This window comes from Bradyrhizobium sp. SZCCHNRI3043, from assembly GCF_032377735.1.
Classification (GTDB): domain Bacteria; phylum Pseudomonadota; class Alphaproteobacteria; order Rhizobiales; family Xanthobacteraceae; genus Bradyrhizobium.
In genome coordinates this window covers 155,968-176,696 of the sequence record NZ_JAUHID010000001.1, presented here as the reverse complement: position 1 = coordinate 176,696, position 20,729 = coordinate 155,968, and the positions used below count along the sequence as shown (strand labels likewise).

At 65.7% G+C, this 20,729-nt stretch carries 24 protein-coding genes; 5 read left to right on the top strand and 19 right to left on the bottom strand.

All coding sequences use genetic code 11. The features are described 5' to 3' along the window. Positions 1–134 precede the first annotated feature (134 nt). The 12 genes from QX124_RS00845 to QX124_RS00790 form a co-directional block, all read right to left on the bottom strand. Positions 135–2,474: a putative bifunctional diguanylate cyclase/phosphodiesterase gene (locus QX124_RS00845; RefSeq protein ID WP_315736317.1), complete on the bottom strand. Its 2,340-nt coding sequence runs from the start codon at positions 2,472–2,474 to the stop codon at positions 135–137. Positions 2,475–2,722: 248 nt separating this feature from the next. Beyond that, on the bottom strand, positions 2,723–4,003 hold the full coding sequence (gene tolB, locus QX124_RS00840; protein WP_315779397.1) for a Tol-Pal system beta propeller repeat protein TolB: 1,281 nt from the start codon (positions 4,001–4,003) through the stop codon (positions 2,723–2,725). A gap of 68 nt (positions 4,004–4,071) precedes the next feature. Then, positions 4,072–5,103, bottom strand: coding sequence for a protein TolA (locus QX124_RS00835; RefSeq protein ID WP_315779318.1), 1,032 nt, complete (start codon positions 5,101–5,103; stop codon positions 4,072–4,074). Further along, complete coding sequence (locus QX124_RS00830) at positions 5,100–5,579, bottom strand: biopolymer transporter ExbD (protein ID WP_315736315.1); 480 nt, start codon at positions 5,577–5,579, stop codon at positions 5,100–5,102. The genes QX124_RS00835 and QX124_RS00830 overlap by 4 nt, the downstream gene beginning before the upstream one ends. A gap of 39 nt (positions 5,580–5,618) precedes the next feature. Next, a complete protein-coding gene (gene tolQ / locus QX124_RS00825; RefSeq protein ID WP_315717584.1) occupies positions 5,619–6,302 on the bottom strand; it encodes a protein TolQ in 684 nt (227 codons plus the stop codon). 457 nt (positions 6,303–6,759) lie between these two features. Continuing rightward, entirely contained in the window at positions 6,760–7,245 is a 486-nt protein-coding gene (locus QX124_RS00820; protein ID WP_315736314.1) for a DUF2852 domain-containing protein, read from the bottom strand. 129 nt (positions 7,246–7,374) lie between these two features. Further along, positions 7,375–8,100, bottom strand: coding sequence for a TetR/AcrR family transcriptional regulator (locus QX124_RS00815; RefSeq protein ID WP_315779320.1), 726 nt, complete (start codon positions 8,098–8,100; stop codon positions 7,375–7,377). Between the two features lie 258 nt (positions 8,101–8,358). After that, positions 8,359–8,727, bottom strand: a complete 369-nt coding sequence (locus tag QX124_RS00810) for a hypothetical protein (RefSeq protein WP_315772332.1) — start codon at positions 8,725–8,727, stop codon at positions 8,359–8,361. 33 nt (positions 8,728–8,760) lie between these two features. Further along, positions 8,761–9,177 carry a YciI family protein gene (locus QX124_RS00805; protein WP_315779322.1) on the bottom strand — a complete coding sequence of 139 codons (417 nt, stop codon included), beginning with the start codon at positions 9,175–9,177 and terminating at the stop codon, positions 8,761–8,763. Positions 9,178–9,207: 30 nt separating this feature from the next. After that, on the bottom strand, positions 9,208–9,621 hold the full coding sequence (locus QX124_RS00800; protein WP_315795755.1) for a YciI family protein: 414 nt from the start codon (positions 9,619–9,621) through the stop codon (positions 9,208–9,210). A 112-nt stretch (positions 9,622–9,733) separates the two neighbouring features. Beyond that, a complete protein-coding gene (locus QX124_RS00795; RefSeq protein ID WP_315779324.1) occupies positions 9,734–10,384 on the bottom strand; it encodes a glutathione S-transferase family protein in 651 nt (216 codons plus the stop codon). Positions 10,385–10,571: 187 nt separating this feature from the next. After that, entirely contained in the window at positions 10,572–11,123 is a 552-nt protein-coding gene (locus QX124_RS00790) for a dihydrofolate reductase family protein (protein ID WP_315779326.1), read from the bottom strand. 106 nt (positions 11,124–11,229) lie between these two features. On the opposite strand from QX124_RS00790, the gene QX124_RS00785 reads away from it, so the two are divergent. Further along, the gene (locus QX124_RS00785; protein WP_315772322.1) at positions 11,230–11,748 is read left to right on the top strand and encodes a helix-turn-helix domain-containing protein; all 519 of its coding nucleotides are present in this window, start codon (positions 11,230–11,232) and stop codon (positions 11,746–11,748) included. A gap of 46 nt (positions 11,749–11,794) precedes the next feature. On the opposite strand, the gene QX124_RS00780 is transcribed toward QX124_RS00785, so the two are convergent. Beyond that, on the bottom strand, positions 11,795–13,003 hold the full coding sequence (locus tag QX124_RS00780; RefSeq protein WP_315795753.1) for a hypothetical protein: 1,209 nt from the start codon (positions 13,001–13,003) through the stop codon (positions 11,795–11,797). Positions 13,004–13,950: 947 nt separating this feature from the next. On the opposite strand from QX124_RS00780, the gene QX124_RS00775 reads away from it, so the two are divergent. Further along, complete coding sequence (locus QX124_RS00775) at positions 13,951–14,751, top strand: SDR family oxidoreductase (RefSeq protein ID WP_315756042.1); 801 nt, start codon at positions 13,951–13,953, stop codon at positions 14,749–14,751. 3 nt (positions 14,752–14,754) lie between these two features. Continuing rightward, positions 14,755–15,201 carry a hypothetical protein gene (locus QX124_RS00770; protein ID WP_315736304.1) on the top strand — a complete coding sequence of 149 codons (447 nt, stop codon included), beginning with the start codon at positions 14,755–14,757 and terminating at the stop codon, positions 15,199–15,201. Between the two features lie 5 nt (positions 15,202–15,206). On the opposite strand, the gene QX124_RS00765 is transcribed toward QX124_RS00770, so the two are convergent. The 5 genes from QX124_RS00765 to QX124_RS00745 form a co-directional block, all read right to left on the bottom strand. Next, positions 15,207–15,626 (bottom strand): VOC family protein, encoded by a 420-nt coding sequence (locus QX124_RS00765; protein ID WP_315736303.1) that lies wholly within the window; start codon positions 15,624–15,626, stop codon positions 15,207–15,209. 30 nt (positions 15,627–15,656) lie between these two features. Beyond that, a complete protein-coding gene (locus QX124_RS00760; protein WP_315796603.1) occupies positions 15,657–16,028 on the bottom strand; it encodes a DoxX family protein in 372 nt (123 codons plus the stop codon). A gap of 132 nt (positions 16,029–16,160) precedes the next feature. Then, positions 16,161–17,432, bottom strand: coding sequence for an RNA polymerase sigma factor (locus tag QX124_RS00755; RefSeq protein ID WP_315777769.1), 1,272 nt, complete (start codon positions 17,430–17,432; stop codon positions 16,161–16,163). After that, the gene (locus tag QX124_RS00750) at positions 17,429–17,797 is read right to left on the bottom strand and encodes a YciI family protein (protein ID WP_315717600.1); all 369 of its coding nucleotides are present in this window, start codon (positions 17,795–17,797) and stop codon (positions 17,429–17,431) included. Before QX124_RS00750 ends, QX124_RS00755 begins: the two co-directional genes overlap by 4 nt. A 100-nt stretch (positions 17,798–17,897) precedes the next feature. Further along, entirely contained in the window at positions 17,898–18,209 is a 312-nt protein-coding gene (locus QX124_RS00745) for a hypothetical protein (RefSeq protein WP_315772317.1), read from the bottom strand. 89 nt (positions 18,210–18,298) lie between these two features. On the opposite strand from QX124_RS00745, the gene QX124_RS00740 reads away from it, so the two are divergent. Beyond that, on the top strand, positions 18,299–19,264 hold the full coding sequence (locus QX124_RS00740; protein WP_315795751.1) for a glyoxylate/hydroxypyruvate reductase A: 966 nt from the start codon (positions 18,299–18,301) through the stop codon (positions 19,262–19,264). A 4-nt stretch (positions 19,265–19,268) separates the two neighbouring features. Here the strand turns inward: QX124_RS00740 and QX124_RS00735 are convergent, their stop codons facing one another. Then, positions 19,269–19,940 (bottom strand): TetR/AcrR family transcriptional regulator, encoded by a 672-nt coding sequence (locus QX124_RS00735; protein WP_315795750.1) that lies wholly within the window; start codon positions 19,938–19,940, stop codon positions 19,269–19,271. Between the two features lie 90 nt (positions 19,941–20,030). Here QX124_RS00735 and QX124_RS00730 point away from each other — a divergent pair, with 90 nt between their 5' ends. Then, positions 20,031–20,675: a glutathione binding-like protein gene (locus QX124_RS00730; RefSeq protein WP_315736298.1), complete on the top strand. Its 645-nt coding sequence runs from the start codon at positions 20,031–20,033 to the stop codon at positions 20,673–20,675. Positions 20,676–20,729 lie beyond the last annotated feature (54 nt).

Genomic DNA, 20,729 nt, shown 5'->3' with positions numbered 1-20,729 from the left:
CGTGGGGTTGTCACATCGCCAATCACATGCGAGCCACGCTCGTAGAGAGGACCGGCGGGATGCTACGCACAGAGCTCGCCTCCAGCGCCGGTCGATCTTCGCGGCACGTCCGCATCAAGGCGGAGGCCGGGCGATCAAGCGATCGAACGTGTCCCGCCGGCCGCCGCGATCGCCCCGTCGCTCGAACGGCGCCCATGCGAGGCATTCAGGAGCTGTCGGATGCGGATTGCGGGGACGGGCCGGCTGAACAGATAGCCCTGCGCCTCGGTGACCGTGCCGTCGGCGCTGACCAGTTCGAGCTGCTCGTTGGTCTCGATGCCCTCCACCACCACCGACATGCCGAGATCGGCGGACAATCTTGCGACACCGCGCAACAGGGTCAGCGGCCGATCGCTGTCGATGCCTTCGAGGAAAGAGCGATCGATCTTGACCTTCTCCAACGGGAAGTTGTGCAAATAGCTGAGGCTCGAATAGCCGGTGCCGAAATCGTCGAGCGAAATACGAACCCCGAGCATGTGCAGTTGCGACAGCACATCGTGCGTGAGCTGGGTGTTGCGCAACAGCGAGGATTCGGTGATCTCGATCTCGAGCCGATGTGGCGGCAGCCCGGACACTTCGAGCGCGTAGCGGACCTCACTGAGCACATCGCGCTGATGGAACTGCTGCGGCGAGAAGTTGACGGCGACGCTGACCGCATCCGGCCATTTCATGCATTCGAGGCAGGCCTTGCGCAGGATCCAGCGGCCGAGATCGACGATCAGGCCCATGTCCTCGGCGACGGGAATAATGTCGACCGGCGAGACCGTGCCGCGCACCGGGTGGTTCCAGCGCAGCAGCGCCTCGCAGGTCGAGATCTTGCCGGACTTCAGATTGACCAGCGGCTGATAGAACAGCTCGAACTCCTCGTTCGCCAGCGCCTTGCGCAGATCGAGCTCGAGGATGCGACGCGCCTCGACCGTCTGGGCGAGTTCGTCGCGGAAGAAGCAGAAGGTGCCCCGTCCCTCGGCCTTGGCGCGGTACAGCGCCATGTCGGCGTTCTTCAATAGCGTGTCGGCGCTGATCCCCGGCCCAGTCATGGCGATGCCGACGCTGGCGCCGATCTCGACCAGGTGATTGTCGATCTTGTAGCGCTCGCTGAGCTGATCGACGATCCGGCGCGCCAGCATGGCCGCGTCATCGTTGGAGCGGATGTTGCGCTGGAACACCACGAACTCGTCGCCGCCGAAGCGCGCGACGAAGTCTTCCGGACGCAGCATGTCGCGCAGCCGCTCGGAGACCGCGCAGAGCAGTTGATCGCCGCAGGGGTGGCCGAGCGTGTCGTTGACCTGCTTGAAGCGGTCGAGATCGACGAACAGCAGCGCGGACAATTCGCCGTGCCGCTGCGGAATCCTGAGCAGCCGTTCGATCTCGTCGCGGAAGCTGACGCGGTTCGGCAAGGTCGTGAGCTCGTCATAGCGCGCCAGATGCGAGATGCGCGCCTCCGCATGCCGGCGCTCGGTGATGTCCTCGAGCAGGACCACTGCGCCGCCGTCGGCCATCGGCTGGAAGGTCCAGGACAGCGACCGATCGCGCGCGACGTCGGGATCGCTGGTAATGACGTTATGGGTCTTGGTGTGCTCGATCTCGGCCAGGATCAACCGGCCGCTCGAAGCGGAGATCGAGCCTGCGATCACGCAGGCGTTGATGATGTCGGCCGCCTTGCCGCCACGCTGCAGGATGTCATCCGGCAGGCTCATCATGTGGCCGAAGCGGTGGTTCATCACGGCCAGACGCCCGTCGGAGCGGAACATGCACAGGCCGTGCGGCATGTTGTTCAGGGCCGTATCGAACTGCTTGGCCAGCGCAGCCTCGCTTTCGCGCGCCACGAAGGCCTGAACGAAGATCCTCTGCAGATTGGTCGAGATATGTTTCAGCGACACGAAGAACAGGACGCAGAACGCCGCCATGCCCAGGTAATAAGGGCTGCCGTGGATCGCGAGAGCCACTGCAAGCGGTCCGCAGGCGAGCAGGATCTGGACATGGAATATCCAAGGCCGCCCGTAGGTCCGGCCGGCGCCCGCCGACATGTAGCAGAGCGTCACCGTGATCGCGATCAGGTGCACCACCGGGTCGCTGTTGTCGACAAGGGCGACTACGCACCACACGCCGAGCACCAGCGCATAGATCATGGCGCCGATCTGGTAGCGAACCTCCCAGCGCTCGACCGCCTCCTGCGTGAGGCGACCGTTGTCGCAGAGGCTCCGATAGTAGCGCATGTCGAGCGAACGGAACGCCCCTGCGATGATCAGCATCGCGGCACACGGCCACAGATTGACGTCGCCGCTCTTGATCGCGGTCATGACGGCGGCGACGGCGGCGCAGAGTGCGCCGGCGAACATCGGGCCGGGATCCTGGAAGAGGGAGTCGACGAGAGCCGCCTGGATCGCAGGCGACAACTTTCGATCGTCTTCTCCATTCTGAGTGGCAAGCTGCATTCGTGCGCACGCGTCCTGTTCGGTGCACAAACATTACCGCTCGCAGGTGAAGTCTTTCTGAGGGAACATCGTTAGCGGAGCGTTTCCGCGCTCGCGAAATGCACGAATTCGCTCGAAAATTCAGAGAACTAGGCAAACACTACCCGGCTACTACAACTAATAGTTCCACCTTTCCACAGAACACGCCTCGCGCGACTCGAAAAATCGCGTCCACCACGACGTGAGCGGGCCCAGAGCCTCGCTCACCGTCACGACAACAGCGGCGACCAGGCCGGATCCGAGGCGAAGCCCGGCGTCGGCACCTTCTGCTCGAAGCGGCCGGAGACGTCGATCGAGTACAGCGACGGACCGGCGGTGCCGCCGGGGTCACGGAAGAACATCAGCACGCGGCCGTTGGGCGAGAAGGTCGGCCCTTCGTTGTGGAAGCCGGCGGTGAGGATGCGCTCGCCCGAGCCGTCCGTCTTCATGATGCCGATCGCGAACTGGCCGCCGCCCTGCTTGGTGAAGGCGATGAAGTCGCCGCGCGGCGACCACACCGGCGTCGAGTAGCTGCCCTCGCCGAACGAGATGCGCTGCGCTGCCCCGCCACTGGAGGACATCACGTAGATCTGCGGCTTGCCGCCGCGATCGGACTCGAAGCAGATCTGGCTGCCGTCCGGCGAGTAGCACGGCGAGGTATCGATCGCCGGCGTGTCGGTGAGCCGCGTGGTCGTGCGCGAGCGCAGGTCCATCACGAACAGGTTGGAGTTGCCGCCCTGCTGCAGGCTCAGGATGATGCGCTGGCCGTCCGGCGAGAAGCGCGGCGAGAACGACATGCCGGGGAAGTTGCCGACGATCTCGCGCTGGCCGGTCTCGATGTTGAACAGATAGACCTTCGGGTCGCCCTGCCCGAACTCCATGTAGGTGATTTCCTGGCTCGACGGCGAGAACCGCGGCGTCAGCACGAGGTCGGCGCCGCGGGTGAGATAGCGGACGTTGGCGCCGTCCTGGTCCATCAGCGCGAGCCGCTTGACGCGGCGATCCGACGGGCCGCTCTCGTCGACGAACACGACGCGGCTGTCGAAATAGCCCTTCTCGCCGGTCATCTGCGTGTAGATCTGGTCCGAGATGATATGCGCGATGCGCCGCCAATATTCCGGCGCCGTCACATATTGCTGGCCGGTGAGCTGCTGGCCCGAGTTCGGGTCCCACAGCCGAAACTCCGCCTTCAGGCGCCCGTCCGGCTGCCGCGTCGCGCGGCCCGTCACCAGCCCGCGCAGGTCGAGCGGACGCCAGCTCGCGAATTGCGGCGGCGCCTCGAAATTGCTGATGCGCTCGGGAAACGCAGCCGGGTCGACCGGCACGAACAGCCCGCTGCGCTTCAGATTGTTGGTGATCACCTGCGCAATGCCATTGCCGACATCGGCATCCCCTGCCCCGCCGGGCACGAAGGGCGGAACGGCGATCGGGATCGGCTTGAACTCGCCGCTCGGGATGATCTCCAGGCGTTTTTGCTGGGCGAGCGCGGGCCCAGCGCCCAGCGTCGCCATCGCGGCGCCTCCGGTCAGCAACAGCTGGCGCCGCGTGAAAAATCCGGTCGTGCGCGTTGGAGGTGTCGTCAAGTTCGGCCTCGCATCGAATTCATCATTTTGAGATTGAATGTCGTCGGTACGAGCTTCCACTCATTGTACCGGTTCTTCGGCAGGAACGAATAAGGCTGGCAATTCTCCACCGCGCGCTTGGCATTCTCCGCCATGGCTACGCTGACCCGCGACGGTCCTCGCGTCCCAACGACGGCCGGCACGGCGGCCAGCGATCCATCCGGACGCAGCTGGATGTCGATATCGACCTCGATCTTGTCCTCATCGACGCCGGTATAGGGAAGATTGAAGCAGCGACCGACCGCCTGCTGGAATGCGATCTGCCAGCTCGCGACGTTGCTCTCAGCCGTTCCCTGCGTTGCGCCCAGCGCGGCATTGGCGTTGAGCTCCGCCCCCGTGGCAGCCTGCCGCGTCGGGTCCTTCTGATTGATCAGGCTCGCGATCTTCTCGGAGTCGTATTTGCGCTCGCTCTTGTGCTTGGGCGGCTCCGGCGGCGCGGCGGCGGCCTGCGGCTTCGGCGGCTGCTTCGCCTTGTCCTTGTTGAGCACGCTGGCGATCTGGTCCGGATTGAACGGATCGGGCTTCTTCTCTTCCGGCTTCGGCTTCTCGGCCGGCGCGGGCTTCGGCGGCTCCGGCTTCTTTTCGGCCACCGGCTTCGGCGTATCCGGCTGCTTCTCGACCGGCTTCGGCGGGTCGGGCTTCTTCTCGACCGGCTTCTCCGGCTTGGGCTGCGGCGTCGGCGCGGCGTCGGTCTCGGTGACCTGCTTGGTGTCGACCTTGCCGACGATGTCCTCGGTCGGCTTCTTCTCGCCGATCTTGTCGGCCAGCAGCTTCTGGGATTCCTTCTTGCCCGTCAGCGCGCCGGCCTTGGCCTTGGACGAGTTGTCCTCCGAGATCACGTCGACGGGCACCAGGTCCTCCGCCGGCACCACCATCGAGCGCGCGGAGAAGCTGAACAGACCCCAGCACAGCACGAGCACGTGCAGGGCGACGGACAGCACCGTCCCCTTGCGCGTGCGAACGAACCGGATGAGGTCTGCTGACGTCATGAGCCCTGATCCGGCAGCACGACGATGCTGGCGCGATAGCCGGCGTCGCGCGCCAGGCCCAGCACCTTCATCATGTCGGAGTAGCAGGCGTCGCGGTCGCCGCGGATCTTGACGACGTTGTCGGCGCCACCGGCGCCCGCCTCCTTCATCGCCTTGATCTTCGGCCCAAGCTCGTTGATCGCGATCGGCGAGTCGCCGAGATACACGTCCACCTTCGACGCGCAGCCGCCGCCGGTCTTCTTGACGGTGACCTCGAGCGGCGGCTTGGCGTCGGCCGTCGAGGCCGAGCCGCCTTGCGCCTGGGGCAGGTCGACCTGGATGTTGACGGTGAGCAGCGGCGCCGCGACCATGAAGATGATCAGCAGCACCAGCATGACGTCGACCATCGGCGTGACGTTGATCTCCGCCATCACGGCCGCCTTGCGCCGACCGCGGCGACCACCGCCGCCGGACGCGCTGCCCATGCTCATGCCCATGCTGTGGTACTCACGATCCGAATGCCACTATACCTGCCCTCATCCCCGCTCGTCGATCTGACGGGACAAGATGGCTGAAAATTCATCTGCGAAGCCTTCCAGCCGCTGCGCCTGCCGGTTCACCTCCGAAGAGAACTTGTTGTAGAAAATCGTCGCCGGGATGGCCGCGATCAGGCCGATGGCGGTGGCGAACAGCGCCTCCGCGATGCCCGGCGCGACCACCGCCAGCGAGGTGTTCTTCGAGGCTGCGATCGCCTGGAAGCTGGTCATGATGCCCCAGACCGTGCCGAACAGGCCGACGAACGGGCCGGCGGAGCCGACCGTGGCGAGCACCAGGAGACGGCGTTCCAGCCGCTCGACCTCGCGCGCGATCGACACGTTCATCACCTTCTCGATGCGCATCTGCAGCCCGGCGAAGGAGCGCGCATGGCCCTCGAACGAGCGTTTCCATTCCCGCATCGCCGCCACGAAACACGCCGCCATCGACTGCGTCGGCTTCGCCGACAGCACCCGATACAATTCCTCGATCGATTCCCCGGACCAGAAGGCCTGCTCGAACCGATCCATCGAGCGGCGGGTCCGCGAGAACAGGAACATCTTGTCGATCGCAATCGCCCAGACCCAGATCGAGCAGGAGATCAGGCCGAGCATGATGATCCGAACCACCCAGCCGGCATTGCCGAACAGATCGATCAGGGACAGGCCGCCGCTATCGACAGACATCTGCAGTATCCTCTCAACCAATCATCCCGGGACGCCCGGGACCATGCAGCCGCCGTTCCATGCCGGATGCCGTCGCGGCGGAAAGCGCCTGCGCGAGAAAACCCTGAACTGATCGCTTTAAGAGGCCCGCCGAAGCCATAAGCGGCCTGCTTCCTCTGCCAACGTGTCAAAACAAGGGCTCTTGGCGCGCGTAAGCGCCCCTTAACCAAACCCCCTCCGGGGTTAAGGCGGGGTTACCGCGGAGTATTGCCGAGGTCAAAGGTCCAGCCGGACCAGCCAGATAGAGCCTTTGTGATCAGCAGCTTGACCATTTTGGCCGCCAGCGGGCAGCGGCCAGCCGCCGCAGGCGGGCGGTATCGGAGAACGCAAAACGCCCGCCGGCGGGGGAAACCGCAAGCGGGCGTCTTATGCCGTCAGGGCGGGGGCTGAAAGCCCTGCGCCGTCAGGTGAGAGGCGATCAGCTCTGCGGCTGGTCGTTCGGCGGGGTCGGACGCGGCTTGTGCTGGGCCATGAACGCGTCGAACTCCTCCTTGTCCTTGGCGTGGCGCAGCCGGGTCAGGAAGTCGCGGAACTCCTGCTGCTCCTCCTCGAGCCGCCGCAGGGTCTCCATGCGGTACTCATCGAAGGCGCGGTTGCCGCTCGAAGCCGGCTGCGAGAACCCGAAGCCGAAGCCGCGGCGCTCCATCTTGTCGCGCATGCGGTCCATCTTCCACTGCATCCGCTCCATCTTGTTCGACCAGCGATCACCGCCGTTCCAGCACGCCATCTTTCTGCTCCCGAGTGTAAAAAAGAGAAGGGCAAGTCCGATCGGCCACCAGATGATGAAGCCGAGCACGGTCACGGCGATCCAGCCGGGATGCCAGGGCGACTCCATCATGCGGGGCCGGTACCTCTGCTCCTCCTCCGAACCGCGCCATCGATTGACATCTGCGGTGTAGGCCATCTCCCTCTCCATTCGCGGCGCCATGCCGTGTGAATGTAAATAACATTTACATAGCTAGCTCAACCCGGGATTTTGTCAAGGCGACCGCCTGACGCGTCGCTCGAATTATTTTTCGGCGTTCCTTGAACCTTATTTCGGGCGGCCCCAGGGCCCTGCCGGCTTGTCATCGTCCGGCAGCGGCGGCGGCTCGGCAGCGGAGGACGGCGCAGGCCGGCGGTCGGTCGGGAAGCCGAGCCCGCGCAGATAGATCAACACCTCGGCCTCCAGCAGCTCCTCGGGCGACATCGGCAGCTTGCGCCGGGCGGCATCGCCGCGCGCGAACAGCGAGGCGATGCCATGCGCCATCGACCAGATGTGCAGCGCCATCATCAGGGCCGGCGGCCGCGGCACCCCGGGCGGCGCCAGCGCCGCCAGCCGCTCCGCCGCAGCACGGATGACGCCGAAAGCGCGCTCCCCCGCCGCCAGCAGACCCGCGGTGGAGTCGGCCGGCACACCGGATTCGAACATCGCCGAATAGAACGCAGGCTCCGAACGGGCAAATGCGAGATACGCCTTGCCGACGCGCTCGAACGCCGTGACGGTGTCGGGCCGGCCGTCGTCCCACGCCGCCGAGAGCTGCGCCTCGAACTGCTCGAAGCCGCGCTGGGCGATGCTCGACAGCAGTTCGTCGCGGTCGCGGAAGTGGCGATAGGGCGCGGCCGGGCTGACGCCGGCCATGCGGGCCGCATCGGCAAAGGTGAAGCCGGCAGCCCCCTTCTGCGCGATCAGGTCGAGCGCCGCCTGCAGCAGCGCCTCCTTGAGGTTACCGTGATGATAGCCGCGCTCGGCGCGGCGCTCTTCCTTGCGCCAGCTCATGTAAAAGGCTTTTACATGAGCCGGGTCAAAGGAAGCCAGCGACTTTTGGGCGGGGTCAGCCGCCGATGTGCGCGGGGGGCCGTCCCGTCGTCCCGTTAAGCCCCCAGCGAAACAGGCGCCACCCTCGCCTGGAGGGTCGCGCAAGGGGCAGGCTGGCACCGAAGTCGCCGCGAGATCAGCGCGCCCGGCACAAACGCCGGGCGCCGCAGCAAGCGCGATGTTCACCTCAGCCGACGTTCCGCCCTGCAGGCCGCTCAACTAACCGCCCGGAATCGGCAGCACCGGCATGATCTCGACCCGCTCGCCCGGGAAGATCGCAAAATGCGGATGGTTGACGAACATCTTCGCGGCATCCTCGTGCGACGCGGCGCGGACCACGGTGAACGCGCCCATCTCGTTGGCGATGTCGTTGACGCCGCCCTTGTCGACCCGCTTGGTCTTGCCGAGCGGCCCGCCCATCGCGACGATCGCGTCCTTGTATTGATCCGCCCAGGCATGCCAGGCCGCCATGCCCTGCTGCCCCCTGGCATTGCGCTCCGTTTCGGACAGCGCCTCCCAGGCTTTCCAGGCCGGACTGGTCTTGCTGCCGAGAAAGACGGCGAGATAGGTGTTGCTGTTGTCGCTCATTGCACTTCCCTCTCCTGCTGTGAAACGGATCGATCAGACACGGCCGGCATGCGGCAGCTCGGCGAAGCCGGCCGCGGCCTGCTGCACCTCCTCGGAAAAGTCGGCCATCTCCTGGACCTGGCGAATCTCGATGATCTCGTTGTCCGAGGCCGGGCACTGCTTGGCCCAGGCGATCGCCTCGTCGCGCGAGGCGACCTCGATCATCCAATAGCCGCCGAGCACCTCCTTGGCCTCCGCGAACGGGCCGTCGGTCACCACAGGCGTGCCGCCCGCGAACGAGACCCGCGCCCCCATCGACAGCGGATGCAAGCCCTCCAGCGTGATCAGCACGCCGGCGTCCTTCAGGGCCTCGTTGTAGCGCATCATCGCTTTGACGCGCTCGGGATCGAGCTGCACGTCCGGCGGCGCGCTCTCATAGCCGAGCGGGATCATCAGCATCATGAATCGCATGGCGTTCCTCCTCTCCTGATCAGGGTCGGTTCAGCTCTTGGCGGCCTGCGCACGCAGCCGTTCGATCCGCTCACGCAATTCGGGCGTGAACGTCTCGCCGAAATCCTCCGCGGCATAGACCTGGCGGATCTCGATCTGGCCGCTCGGGAACGGCGCCCGCTTCATATGCTCGATCACCTCGTCGAGCGAGCCGGCCTTGAGCATCCAGAAGCCCGCCGCGAGATCGCGGGAGAGATCGAACGGACCGCGCGCGACGCTCGGCGTCCCGTTCGAGAAGTCGATGCGCGCCCCCTTTGCGGTCGGATGCAGGCCCTCACCCGCCTCCATCATGCCGGCCTTGACCAGTCCCTCGTTGAACCGGCCCATCGCCGCGAACTCCTCGGTCGTCGGCAGGATTCCGGCTTCGGTGTCCCTGGTCGCCTTCACGATCACCATGAACCGCATGGCGCCTCTCCCCTGATGCTGTCCGGCAGGACTGCCCTGCCCTCATCAGCAAGACGATCCGGCCCTGGTGCCGCCGACACGCTCCCGCAATTATTTTGGCCGGGTTCCCGATTCAGCCCGGCTCCTGCGGGAACATGTGGAAATAAGGCTCGGCCTCTGCGAGCACCCGCGCCACGGATGGCCTCGCCTTGAGCCGGTCGAGATGGGCTGTGACCCGGGGGAGCCCATCACCAAGCGGCTCCACTCTGTCGGCGTAGAACAGCGCCGGCACGGCCGCGCAATCCGCCAAGGTGAACGGGTCTCCCATCGCCCAGCCACGCGGCGGCAGCTTGGTCTCGAGCATGGCGTAGGACGTGCGCAGCCGGCTTCGAGCGTCGGCGACGCCGAGCGGATCGCGGGCATCGGCCGGCCGCAGCCGGTCGAACACGACGGTCTGCGTCGGCATGTGCAGATAGAGGTCGAGAAAGCGATCGCGCAGACGTGTCCGCAAAGCGAGATCGGGATCATCGGGAATGAAGCGCGTCCTGCCCGCATAGTGCTGGTCGAGATATTCGATGATGATGCTCGATTCCGGAATCGTGCGCTGCTCGTCGCGCAGCACGGGAAATTTACCGACCGGCCAAAGCTTCAAGAACGCCGCGCGCTCATCCGCGTCACCGAGATTGATCAGCTTCGGCGTGAACGAAACGTCGTTCTCATACAGCGCGATCAGCACCTTCCAGCAGAACGACGACAGCGGATGATAGTAGAGGGTCAGCGACATCCTACGCTCCTGATGAGTTGAGTGAGAACAAGTTGTTTGGTCCCGAACGCGCGGCCGCAGGGATGGTGCGCTCCCTCGCCCCGTTCTTCACGGGGAGAGGGTTGAGGTGAGGGGCTAGACGCACCGGCGGTGTGGTTTATAGACCTGCACTCCCCCGGGACACGGAGCGCGCCCGCGAGAGCTGGACTCACACGTCCCGAACGGGGGCATAGCGCGCGATGACAACGCCGTTGGACAGCGCCCGGCTGTCGATCAGGCGGAGCTTCACGGCCTGACCCGGCTTGAACAGCGGCCGTCCGGCGCCGAGCACGCGCGGATTGATCGCGATACGAAACTCATCGATCAGATCGTGCGCGACGAGCGTCGACGCGAGGTCCGCGCTGCCGAACAGGAACAGGTCTTTGGCATTCTCCTGCTTGAGCTTGTCGACCTCGGCCGCGAGCTCCGGACCCAGCAGATGCGCGTTTGACCATGCCAGGCGAGACAGCGTGCGGGAGGCAACATATTTGGGGATGCTGTTCATGACGTCGGCGATCACGCCCTTCTCGGTCGGCCAATAGCCGGCCATCAGATCGTAGGTCACCCTGCCGAACAGCAATCCGCCCGCCTCGTGCAGTTGCGTCTCGGAGATCTGCTCCAGCTCCGGGCCCCACACATCCTCGTGCCAGGAGATGTCGCCGTTCGGGCCCGCAACCATGCCGTCCAGCGTCATCATGTTCCACATCACCAGTCTCGCCATCGACTGCCTCTCCCTGACCGCTTTCATTTTGCAAGCAGTTGGAGAATGCCCAGACCGGTGCAATATTGCAAGCGGTTTATGCGCGATCCCTGCTCACGAGACTTCGATGTCCGACCCTCAGCGCTCCGGCTGCCCGATCAACCTGTCGCTCGAAGTGGTGGGAGACAAATGGAGCCTCTTGATCATCCGCGACATGATGTTCGGAAATCGCCGGCACTATCGCGAGCTGCTCGGCGGCTCGGAGGAAGGCATCTCCTCGAACATTCTCGCCGACCGGCTGAAGACGCTGCTCGCGGCCGGCATCATCAGCCGTGAGGACGATCCGAGCCACAAGCAGAAGGGCATCTATTCCCTGACCGAGCAGGGCATCGAGCTGTTGCCGATCCTCGCGCAGATGGCGGGCTGGGGTTACAAATATCTCCCCGTCTCGGAGGAGCTCGGCATCCGCGCCAAGCTGTTGATGGAAGGCGGCCCGAAAATGTGGGCCGAATTCATGGACGAGCTGCGCGAGACCCATCTCGGCGCGAAACGGCGCAGGAAGGCTGGCCCGAGCGTCGGCGAGCGGCTGCAGGCGGCTTACCAGAAGGTCGTCGCTGCCAAGAAGGCCGAGGCAGGAGGCAGGTGATCGTGCGCCTCGCAACGCGCACGGATCGTGCGCGCCGCTTCCCGCATCAGAACCGTGTGTTGTCGGCCCTGTAGCGCGATGATTTGCGCGGGGCGCGTTCGGGGGCCTGCTCGAGCTGCGCGATCGGGCGGCGATAGGTCTCCGCGCGACGCAGCCAGCCCGCCTCCCACACGCGGTTCGAGGGCAGATTGCGAACCCGCTGCTGCAGCACGACCTGCACCGCGTCGGAATATTCGGCGAGCACAGCCTTGGACTCGGTGGTAGTGCCGTTCATCTTGAGCAGTACCTGCTTGAGACCCCAGCCCTGGCGCTGGCCCGTCTCCTTGTCCACCGCCGTCTCGGACGGATTGGTGCCCTCGCCCTTGAAGTTGATGTAGTCGATCAGCGGATAGAGATCGTTGGAGGCGCGCACGACCCGCGAATACTGCGCGACGATGTGCTCGCGTTCGGCGCTGTCGGGCGTGTTGGCGAGGATCTTGTCCATCGCGCCTTGCGCACGCGCCACCAGGAACTGCGTCTGCTCCGCAATCGTGTCGAGCAGGAACTGCCGCAATTGCCGCATTTGCGGCGAGTTGAAATTCCGCTTGAAGTCGGCCCGGCTGGTCCACGGGCATGCCGGAATCGGCGTCTTGTCGAGCCATGCAGGCAACGGCGTCCTGCCCTTGCGCAGAAATGCGATCAGCCCCGGAAAACCCTCTTCATAAGGCGGCTTCGCGGTGGACGGGTACCAGATGAAATGCCCGATTCCCAGCGAGGCGAATTCTTCACCCGCATTCCACGACGTGATCGCGTCGCGCCGTCCCCCGGCCTCGTTGAGCCAGATCTTGCGGCCGATCATCTGCGCAACGTCGGCCGGGAGCGCGCGTTGAGGCACCGACAGATTCTTCGTCGTCTTGGTGTCGCTCCGCGGGTCGGCCTTACGCTCGGCCGCGACCGGCTTCGCGGGCTCGGTCGATGGCACGGCCACCTTCGGAGCCGGCGTCGGCACGTCCGACGGCCGCCCCACCGTCTCGGGCTCCGCCGTCTGCGGCTGCTGCGGCGGCGCGACATCGTGCGCAGCCTGCTCGGTCTCTGCCGGTTTCGCAGCAACGCTGCCATCCGCTCCGGCGGCGCCGGCCGCAGCGAGCCCGAGGACAATGCACGACAACAGCAACGCGCCGCACGCGCGCCTCAGATCATTCGGCCCGCGCGACGAAGCGTGCAGCTCCGTGGTTCTGACGAGAGTGATTCGCCGGCTGATGAATTGATCGCCCATGTCGATTCTACCGAGACTCTTAAACTCTACGCTACCGGTTCAGATTCGTCCCAGACACGTCCGAGAACGCCCCGACGACGGGCAAATCAGCCGACGGCGGGACTGTCCAATTCCACGGGGAAATGCGCCTTTGGAGGCTGCGGCGCGGCCGCGAAACCGCCGGCGCCGCGGAGCTTTTTCGTGAAGACTTTCAAGTCGATCACCCTTACCCTTGTCCAGTCCTTCCCGTAAGAATGTTCCTCTTTCTCCTTTCCAGAATTCATGCTCTTTTAGCCACGTCCTGTTCCCGATCGAGAGGGACGTTTCGCGGTCGTCACGAACGTGGGGAGCAGGACGCGGTGGAAGCGTCGATGTTGCAGCGTGGAGCATGATTCGGAACCGGAGGATGTTGACGCGCATTGCGCCACAGCTTTCCGACAAGATCATGCTCATATGAGGACACGCAGACGAACAACGCGGCGCGTACGGCGAAATCGTGTGGTCCCGGCATCCCGATGCTGATGCCGTGTCCGATGCGTGAGCGCATTGTGGCGGAAACGGGGGCAAGACAGCCGCTCCCCGGGGAGCGTGTCATAGGCCGTCAGACCATCGCGCAGGGAGGGCCGGGATGTCTCAGCCGAACCTGGGGTTCCGGCCCCGTGCATTTTTCCCGCACGGGGGCCGATGGGGCGCCAAGCTCCCGGTCTTCCCTGCTCCCTCCGATCGAGCGGGAGGCCAAGGCGAGCATGACTCGGATGCTTCCCCACCGCGAGGACGCGAGCTGATGCGACCGCTACCACCGCTGGCTGTTTGACAACGCCCACGAACTTCGCTGGCTATGCGCATCGCGCGGAGCTGGATTGAACGTACACTGACAGATGTGACGGCCTTCACAGCTGATCCGCGCAGCGCATGTTAGGACTCAACGAAGAGAAAAGCCGGGCCGCCGGCCCGAGGAGTCGACCGCCGTGACGGAAACATCGACGACGACGCAGACCGACAAAGTCGCCCTGATCACCGGGGCGGCGCGCGGCATCGGGCTGGCGACAGCAAAGAGATTTCTGCACGAGGGCTGGCGTGTGGCCCTGCTCGACATCGAGAAGAAGCTGCTCGACGACGCCACGGCCGCACTCGAATCTCCCGATCGAACGCTCGCCCTGCATTGCGACGTCGCGGAAGCCGAGATGGTCGCCGATGCGTTGGCGCGCCTCGCCGACCGGTTCGGCCGTCTCGATGCGCTGGTCAACAATGCCGGTGTCGCACGCTTCGCTCCGATCATGGAAACCAGCGAAGCCGACTGGCAGCGCATCCTCGACGTCAATCTGACCGGGCCGTTTCTGTGCACGCGGGCCGCGGTCCCGCTGATGCGCGAGCGCGGCGGCACCATCGTCAACATCACCTCGATTTCCGCCGTCCGCGCCTCCACGCTGCGCTCCGCCTACGGCACCAGCAAGGCGGCGCTGGCGCATCTGACCAAGCAGCTCGCGGTCGAGCTCGCATCCGCCGGCATCCGCGTCAACGCGGTGGCGCCGGGCCCGGTGGAGACCGCGATGGCCAAGGACGTGCACACGCCGGAGATCCGCGCCGACTATCACGATGCCATTCCGCTCAACCGTTACGGCCTCGAGGACGAGCTCGCCGAGGCCATCTTGTTTCTCAGCTCCGAACGCTCCAGCTATATCACCGGACAGATCCTGGCCGTCGATGGCGGCTTCGACGCCGCGGGAATCGGATTGCCGACCTTGCGCGGCCAACGCAGGAACACGTGAACGATGCCGAGCCGGATGCGCATCATCCTGACCTTGCTGCTCGCGGTCGTCCTGTGGGGAATCGCGACGATGCTGGCGCGCGCCGACGTCCGCATCATCTCCTCACCCGGCGGCGAGGTGGGGCCGTTCATCGATCTGTTCGAGAAGGTTCGCGCCTCCGGCGAGCGTGTCATCATCGACGGTCCCTGCCTGTCGGCCTGCACGCTGGTGCTCAGCGTCGTGCCCGAGGACCGCATCTGCGTGACGCGGCGAGCCACCCTCGGCTTCCACGCCGCACGCTCGGTCGACCGGCGCGGCCGCGCTTATGCGGAACCCGAGGCTTCCAAGCTGGTGCTGCAGACCTATCCCACGCCGGTGCGCGGCTGGATCGAGCGCCGCGGCGGCCTGACGTCGCGGCTTCTGTTGTTGCGCGGGCGCGAGCTCAAGGCGATGTACGCCTCGTGCCGCTAGCGGCGTCACGCCTCGTAGCCATCCGCCGGGGAATTGATCATCCACGGAATGCCGAAGCGATCGACGCCCATGCCGAAGCCCTTCGACCAGAAGGTCTTGCCGAACGGCATGGTGACGGCACCGCCTTCGAGCAGGGCGTGGAACTTACGCTCCGCCTCGGCCGGGTCTGCGATCTGGAGCGAGACCGAGATTCCGTGTGGCTTGCCTTGATAATATTCGGGCGGCGAATCCGAGGCCATCAGGACGCCGCCGCCGATCGAGAAGCGGACATGCATGATCCTGTCCTTGTGCTCCGGTGCAGAAGGCATCTCCGGCGGCGCCTCGCCATAACGCATCATCATGTCGACCTTGGCGCCGAGCACCTCGCCGTAGTGCTTGAGAGCCTGCGCGCAATCGCCATTGAACGTCAGATAGGGACAGATCATCGTCATCCTCCTTGGTTGAAAGATCATTTGTCAGCGCGGCAGCGGCAGAAGCGCGCGCAGGCGGCGGTCGCGCAGCCACAAGCCGCCCCACAGCAGGAGTCCGAGATAGAGGCCGAACAGGACGTGGCTGAACAGCGGACTGCCGATGCGGACATGCGAGGCGATGGCGCCGCCGAGATAGCCGGTGAGCAGGATCGCGCCGACGAACGATGTCGGCGGCAGGATATAGAGCACGGTGCAGAGAATCGTGATGAGGCCGAGCGCCCGCGCCATGGCGTCGCCTGCTCCATAGCCCATCTGATCCAGCGTCTGGGTGACGACGGGCAGAGGGATGAGCTTGACCGCGCCGTCGAACAGCAGGAACAGCGTCACCAGACCGCTCAGGATGCGGCCGCTCCACAATTCGGCGCGCGAGACCGGCTCTTCCATCGTCGTCATCTGCAGCTCCTCTCCGTGATGCTGCTCCCAGGACGAATGAAGGATCGTGCCGCCGACAGCCCGGTGCAGAATTTTAGACCGAATCTCGGCAGTATTTCACTGGCCGACCCGAGCCTGAGCCGTCGCGCTGTCGCGCATCAGGCGATCGAGCTGCATGCGGATATGCGCGGCCTCCGCCGAGCTGTGCGCCAGCGCGATGGCGCGGTCGAAGGCGGTCCGCGCCTCGTCATTGCGCCCGAGCTGCATCAGCAGCGCGCCGCGCACGCCGAAGAAATAGAAATAATTGGCAAGCCGCCCTTCGAGCGGCGCAATCAAATCGAGCGCCGCCTCGGCCCCGCGCACCTTGGAGACGGCGACGGCGCGATTGAGCGTCACCACCGGCGAGGGCTGCACCACTTCCAGCGCGCCATAGAGAAGATCGATCTGCGTCCAGTCGGTGTCCTCCGGGCGCGCGGCGCGCGAATGCAGCGCCGCGATCGCCGCCTGGATCTGGTACGGGCCGCTGTGGCGGTGGCGGATCGCCTTGTCGATCAGGGCCACGCCTTCCGCGATCATCGGCTGGTTCCACAGCGAGCGATCCTGTTCGTCGAGAAGGATCAGCGTCCCCTCCGCATCGAAGCGGGCGGCGCTGCGCGCGTGTTGCAGCAGCAGCAGCGCCGTCAGCCCCATGATTTCGGGCTCGCTCGGAAACAGCCGCAGCAGCAGCCGCGCCAGCCGGATGGCCTCCTCGGACAGCGGCTGGCGCAGCGCCGCGGTCTCGCCGCTGGCCGAATAGCCCTCGTTGAAGATCAGGTAGATCATGGCCGCGACCGCGGTCAGGCGCTCGGCGCGCTCGATCGCGCCCGGCGTCTCGAACGGCACGTCCGCCTGCGCGACGCGCGCCTTGGCGCGGGTGATGCGCTGCTCCATCGCCGCCTCGCTGACCAGGAAGGCGCGGGCGATCTGCTTCACCGTCAGGCCGGACACCACCCGCAGCGCCAGCGCGATCTGCTGCGTCGCCGGCAGGTCCTTGTGACAGCAGATGAACAGCAGGCGGAGGATGTCGTCGCGGTAGTGCGAGCCGTCGAGCCGCTCGGCGAGCGCGCTCTCGGCGTCGTCGAGATCGGAGATCGCCTCGTCATCCGGCAGCGGCTGCTCGCGGCGGACCCGGCGGACATCGTCGATGGCCGCGTTGCGTCCGACCATGATCAGCCAGGCCGCCGGATCGCGCGGCGGACCGTTCTGCGGCCAGCTCTTCAGGGCGCGCAGGCAGGCGTTCTGGAACGCCTCCTCCGCCGTGTCGAGGTCGCGGAAATAGCGCAGCAGCGCGCCGACGGCCTGGGGTCGTGCTGATGTCAGGGCCGCATCGATCCAGGCCGTATCGGTCATGCCAGCGCTCCACCCGGCCTGAACGTGCCGACGGGACGGATCTCGTAGGAGCCGCCGGGATTGGCCTCGCCGAGCTCGCGCGCGACCTCCAGCGCCTCATCGAGATTGGCGCAGTCGACGAGATAGAAGCCGAGCAGTTGCTCCTTGGTCTCGGCATAGGGGCCGTCGATGACGAGCGGCGGATCCTCCTTCCGGAGCGTCGTCGCAGCCGTGGTCGGCAGCAGCCGCGCCACCGGCCCGAGCCGCCCCTGCTTGGCGAGCTTCTCCTGGATGACGGCAAGCTTGGCCATGACCGCGGCATCCTGGTCCTTGCTCCAGGCGCAGACGACATCCTCGTCGTGATAGCAGAGCAGCGCGTACAACATCGGCAGGCATCTCCCTTCGTCTTCAAGACGGTGGAGTATGCCTCCGGCCGACAGTCCCACGAAGTATTTTCGCGGGGTTCCGCCTACAGGAACAAGCCGCCTACCAGGAGATGCCGTACTTGGCCGCGATGTTGCGCGCCCGGGTCTCCTGCGCGCTCTCGCGCGGCTGCCTGGCGCGCGCGGCCTGCCGCTGCGAGTTGGCCGGGCCCTGCCCTTGCCCTGCGGCGCTCGGTCCACCTTGGCTGCCCGCGTTCGGGGACATACCGTCCTGCGTCTGGCCGCCGGCCTGCGGCTGACTGCCCTTGCCGATCGAGATGCCGTTGGCCGACAGGATCGACCCGACATCGATGGTCTGGGCCTGGACCGAGGCAGACGCGACGACGAAAGCAGTGGCGAGAAGCAATTTGCGCATGACGATTGTCTCCATGTTGATGGGCGGAGATTGGCGTGCCCGCGCGATCTGGTATGTGGAACACGTCACATAAGCTCGAGGACCCTCCGATGACCAAAGGCGCGCTGGCGCTCCTGATCCATGGCGGCACCGACAACTGGTCGCCACAGCGCTGGAAGGCGCGTTTCGACGATGTCTGCGGCGACCGCCCTGTGGTGCTGCTGCCCGATCCCGGGCTCGATCCAGCCGAGGTGCATTACGCCGCGGTCTGGAAGCCGGTCCCCGGCGAGCTCGCCGGCTTTCCGAACCTGCGCGTGATCTTCAACCTCGGCGCCGGCGTCGACGCGCTGATGGCGGACAAGACGCTGCCCAGCGTGCCCCTGGTCCGCGTCGCGGTCGACGATCTCACCGCGCGAATGACCGAATATGTCGTGCTGCACGTGCTGATGCATCATCGCCAGGAGCTGTATCTGCGCGAGTCGCAGCGCGTGAAGCGCTGGGCGCCGAAATACCAGTGGCCGGCGGCCGCGATCGGCGTCGGCATTCTCGGACTGGGCACGCTCGGGATCGACGCAGCCGAGGTGCTCAAGCGATTGGGCTTCCAGGTCGCCGGCTGGAGCCGCAGCGTCAAGCAGGCCGACGGCATCGAATGCTTCCATGGCGCGGCGCAGCTCGACGCGTTCCTGGCGCGGACCGACATCCTGGTGTCGCTGCTGCCGCTGACGCCGGATACGCGCGGCATTCTCGACCGCAAGATGTTCGCCAAGCTCAGGCGCTCATCGCCGCTCGGCGCCCCCGTCATGATCAATGCCGGGCGCGGCGGCCTGCAGAACGAGGCCGACATCCTCGCCTGCCTCGACGACGGCACGCTTGGTTCGGTCTCGCTCGACGTGTTCGGCCAGGAGCCGCTGCCTGCCGACAGCCCGTTCTGGACCCACCCGAAGGTGGTGCTGACGCCGCACAATGCAGCCGACACCGACGCCGACGCGATCTCGCGCTACGTCGCCGAGCAGATCGCGACCTTCGAGGCCGGCGGGGCGCTGCGCAACCTGGTCGATCGCGTCAGGGGATATTGAAACGCTATCCTTTGCCGACCATCACATCGATTGCGCCGGCGACGATCGCCTCCAGCTCCTGACGCGGCGCCCGCGCGCGAGCGCGGACCGCGATCGAGTGGATCGTCGCCGACGCCAGCCGCGCCAGCACGGCGGGGTCGGCGTCCGCAGGCAGCTCGCCCTTCTCCTTGGCGCGGCGGAAGCAGCGCGCAAACGCCATGTCGAGCTCGGTCAGGGCGTTCTGCACCATGGCGCGGATGTCGGGATCGGCGACCGCTTCCGAGCCCGCCGTCATCACCGTGAAGCAGCCGCGCGGCCCCTCCTCGCCCGAGAGATAGATGTCGAGTGCGGCGGCGAAGATCTTGTGCAGCTGCTCGCGCACCGGCCAGTCGTGACGGAAGATCTCGCCCATCACCGCGCGGGCATTGTCGCGATAGCGCTGATAGCTCTTGATGTAGAGCTCGCGCTTGTCGCCGAACGCGCCATAGAGGCTCGGCCGGTTCATGCCGGTGGCGGCGCTGAGATCGTCGAGCGAGGTCGCGGCGAATCCGGTCGACCGGAACAGGTCGAGCGCCTTGCCGAGCGCGACATCCGGCTCATACGCCCGCGGCCTCCCGCGCCGCTTCGGCTCGACCGGGGCGGCAGCCATTTTCTGGGGAAGGTCGCCCTGCGGCGGCCCTTTCTTTTTTTGTACCATTTCGCAACAAATTCCTTGACCGGCCTTATATTATGCGAGACAGTATAAAAATCAATCAACGCTCCGGTCCGGAGCCCGAGGGAGACGTCCATGGACCTGTATTTCTCGCCGCTCGCCTGCTCGCTCGCCACCCGCATCGCGCTGTATGAAGCTGGCGCTGCGGCGAATTATCTCGAGGTCGACCCGAAGACGAAGATCGTCCTCAACGACGGCTCCGATTTCCGCGCCGTCAATCCGCTCGGGCTCGTCCCGACGCTCCGCACCGATGACGGCGACCTGCTGACCGAGAATGCCGCGATCCTGCAATATGTCGCCGATCGCTTCCCCGAGGCGAAGCTCGGCACCGGCCCCGGCATGGACCGCAGCCGGCTGCATCAATGGCTCTGCTTCATCGGCACCGAGCTGCACAAGGGATTGTTCATCCCGATCCTCGACAAGACCGCGCCCGAGGAGATGAAGGCCCATGTCCTGAAGAAGAACCTGTCGCGGCTCGATCATCTCGAGAACCACCTGCGGGATCGCGACTATCTGCTCGATCATTTCACGGTCGCCGACGCGTATCTCGTCACCGTGATCAACTGGACCATGGCAACGCCGCCGGTCCAGCTCGCGAAATGGCCGGCCGTGAAGGCGTACTACGAGCGCCTGCGCGTGCGGCCGTCGATCGCCCGTGCCATCGCCGAGGAGTTCGAGCTCTACAAGGCGGAACTGGCGCGGCATAAGGCGGCGGCGTAGGCCGCATACGAGTTTCATCTCCCTCTCATGGGGAGATGAAATTCTGCGAGGAGA

Coding starts and splice junctions, on each gene's coding strand:
- QX124_RS00745 (WP_315772317.1), bottom strand. CDS start 18,209: ATGCGCAAATTGCTTCTCGCCACTGCTTTCGTCGTCGCGTCTGCCTCG.
- QX124_RS00830 (WP_315736315.1), bottom strand. CDS start 5,579: ATGGGCATGAGCATGGGCAGCGCGTCCGGCGGCGGTGGTCGCCGCGGT.
- QX124_RS00820 (WP_315736314.1), bottom strand. CDS start 7,245: ATGGCCTACACCGCAGATGTCAATCGATGGCGCGGTTCGGAGGAGGAG.
- QX124_RS00845 (WP_315736317.1), bottom strand. CDS start 2,474: ATGCAGCTTGCCACTCAGAATGGAGAAGACGATCGAAAGTTGTCGCCT.
- tolQ (WP_315717584.1), bottom strand. CDS start 6,302: ATGTCTGTCGATAGCGGCGGCCTGTCCCTGATCGATCTGTTCGGCAAT.
- QX124_RS00735 (WP_315795750.1), bottom strand. CDS start 19,940: ATGGTACAAAAAAAGAAAGGGCCGCCGCAGGGCGACCTTCCCCAGAAA.
- QX124_RS00750 (WP_315717600.1), bottom strand. CDS start 17,797: ATGTTGTACGCGCTGCTCTGCTATCACGACGAGGATGTCGTCTGCGCC.
- QX124_RS00780 (WP_315795753.1), bottom strand. CDS start 13,003: ATGGGCGATCAATTCATCAGCCGGCGAATCACTCTCGTCAGAACCACG.
- QX124_RS00770 (WP_315736304.1), top strand. CDS start 14,755: ATGCCGAGCCGGATGCGCATCATCCTGACCTTGCTGCTCGCGGTCGTC.
- QX124_RS00730 (WP_315736298.1), top strand. CDS start 20,031: ATGGACCTGTATTTCTCGCCGCTCGCCTGCTCGCTCGCCACCCGCATC.
- QX124_RS00835 (WP_315779318.1), bottom strand. CDS start 5,103: ATGACGTCAGCAGACCTCATCCGGTTCGTTCGCACGCGCAAGGGGACG.
- tolB (WP_315779397.1), bottom strand. CDS start 4,003: ATGGCGACGCTGGGCGCTGGGCCCGCGCTCGCCCAGCAAAAACGCCTG.
- QX124_RS00815 (WP_315779320.1), bottom strand. CDS start 8,100: ATGAGCTGGCGCAAGGAAGAGCGCCGCGCCGAGCGCGGCTATCATCAC.
- QX124_RS00765 (WP_315736303.1), bottom strand. CDS start 15,626: ATGATCTGTCCCTATCTGACGTTCAATGGCGATTGCGCGCAGGCTCTC.
- QX124_RS00810 (WP_315772332.1), bottom strand. CDS start 8,727: ATGAGCGACAACAGCAACACCTATCTCGCCGTCTTTCTCGGCAGCAAG.
- QX124_RS00795 (WP_315779324.1), bottom strand. CDS start 10,384: ATGTCGCTGACCCTCTACTATCATCCGCTGTCGTCGTTCTGCTGGAAG.
- QX124_RS00785 (WP_315772322.1), top strand. CDS start 11,230: ATGTCCGACCCTCAGCGCTCCGGCTGCCCGATCAACCTGTCGCTCGAA.
- QX124_RS00740 (WP_315795751.1), top strand. CDS start 18,299: ATGACCAAAGGCGCGCTGGCGCTCCTGATCCATGGCGGCACCGACAAC.
- QX124_RS00800 (WP_315795755.1), bottom strand. CDS start 9,621: ATGCGGTTCATGGTGATCGTGAAGGCGACCAGGGACACCGAAGCCGGA.
- QX124_RS00755 (WP_315777769.1), bottom strand. CDS start 17,432: ATGACCGATACGGCCTGGATCGATGCGGCCCTGACATCAGCACGACCC.
- QX124_RS00790 (WP_315779326.1), bottom strand. CDS start 11,123: ATGGCGAGACTGGTGATGTGGAACATGATGACGCTGGACGGCATGGTT.
- QX124_RS00805 (WP_315779322.1), bottom strand. CDS start 9,177: ATGCGATTCATGATGCTGATGATCCCGCTCGGCTATGAGAGCGCGCCG.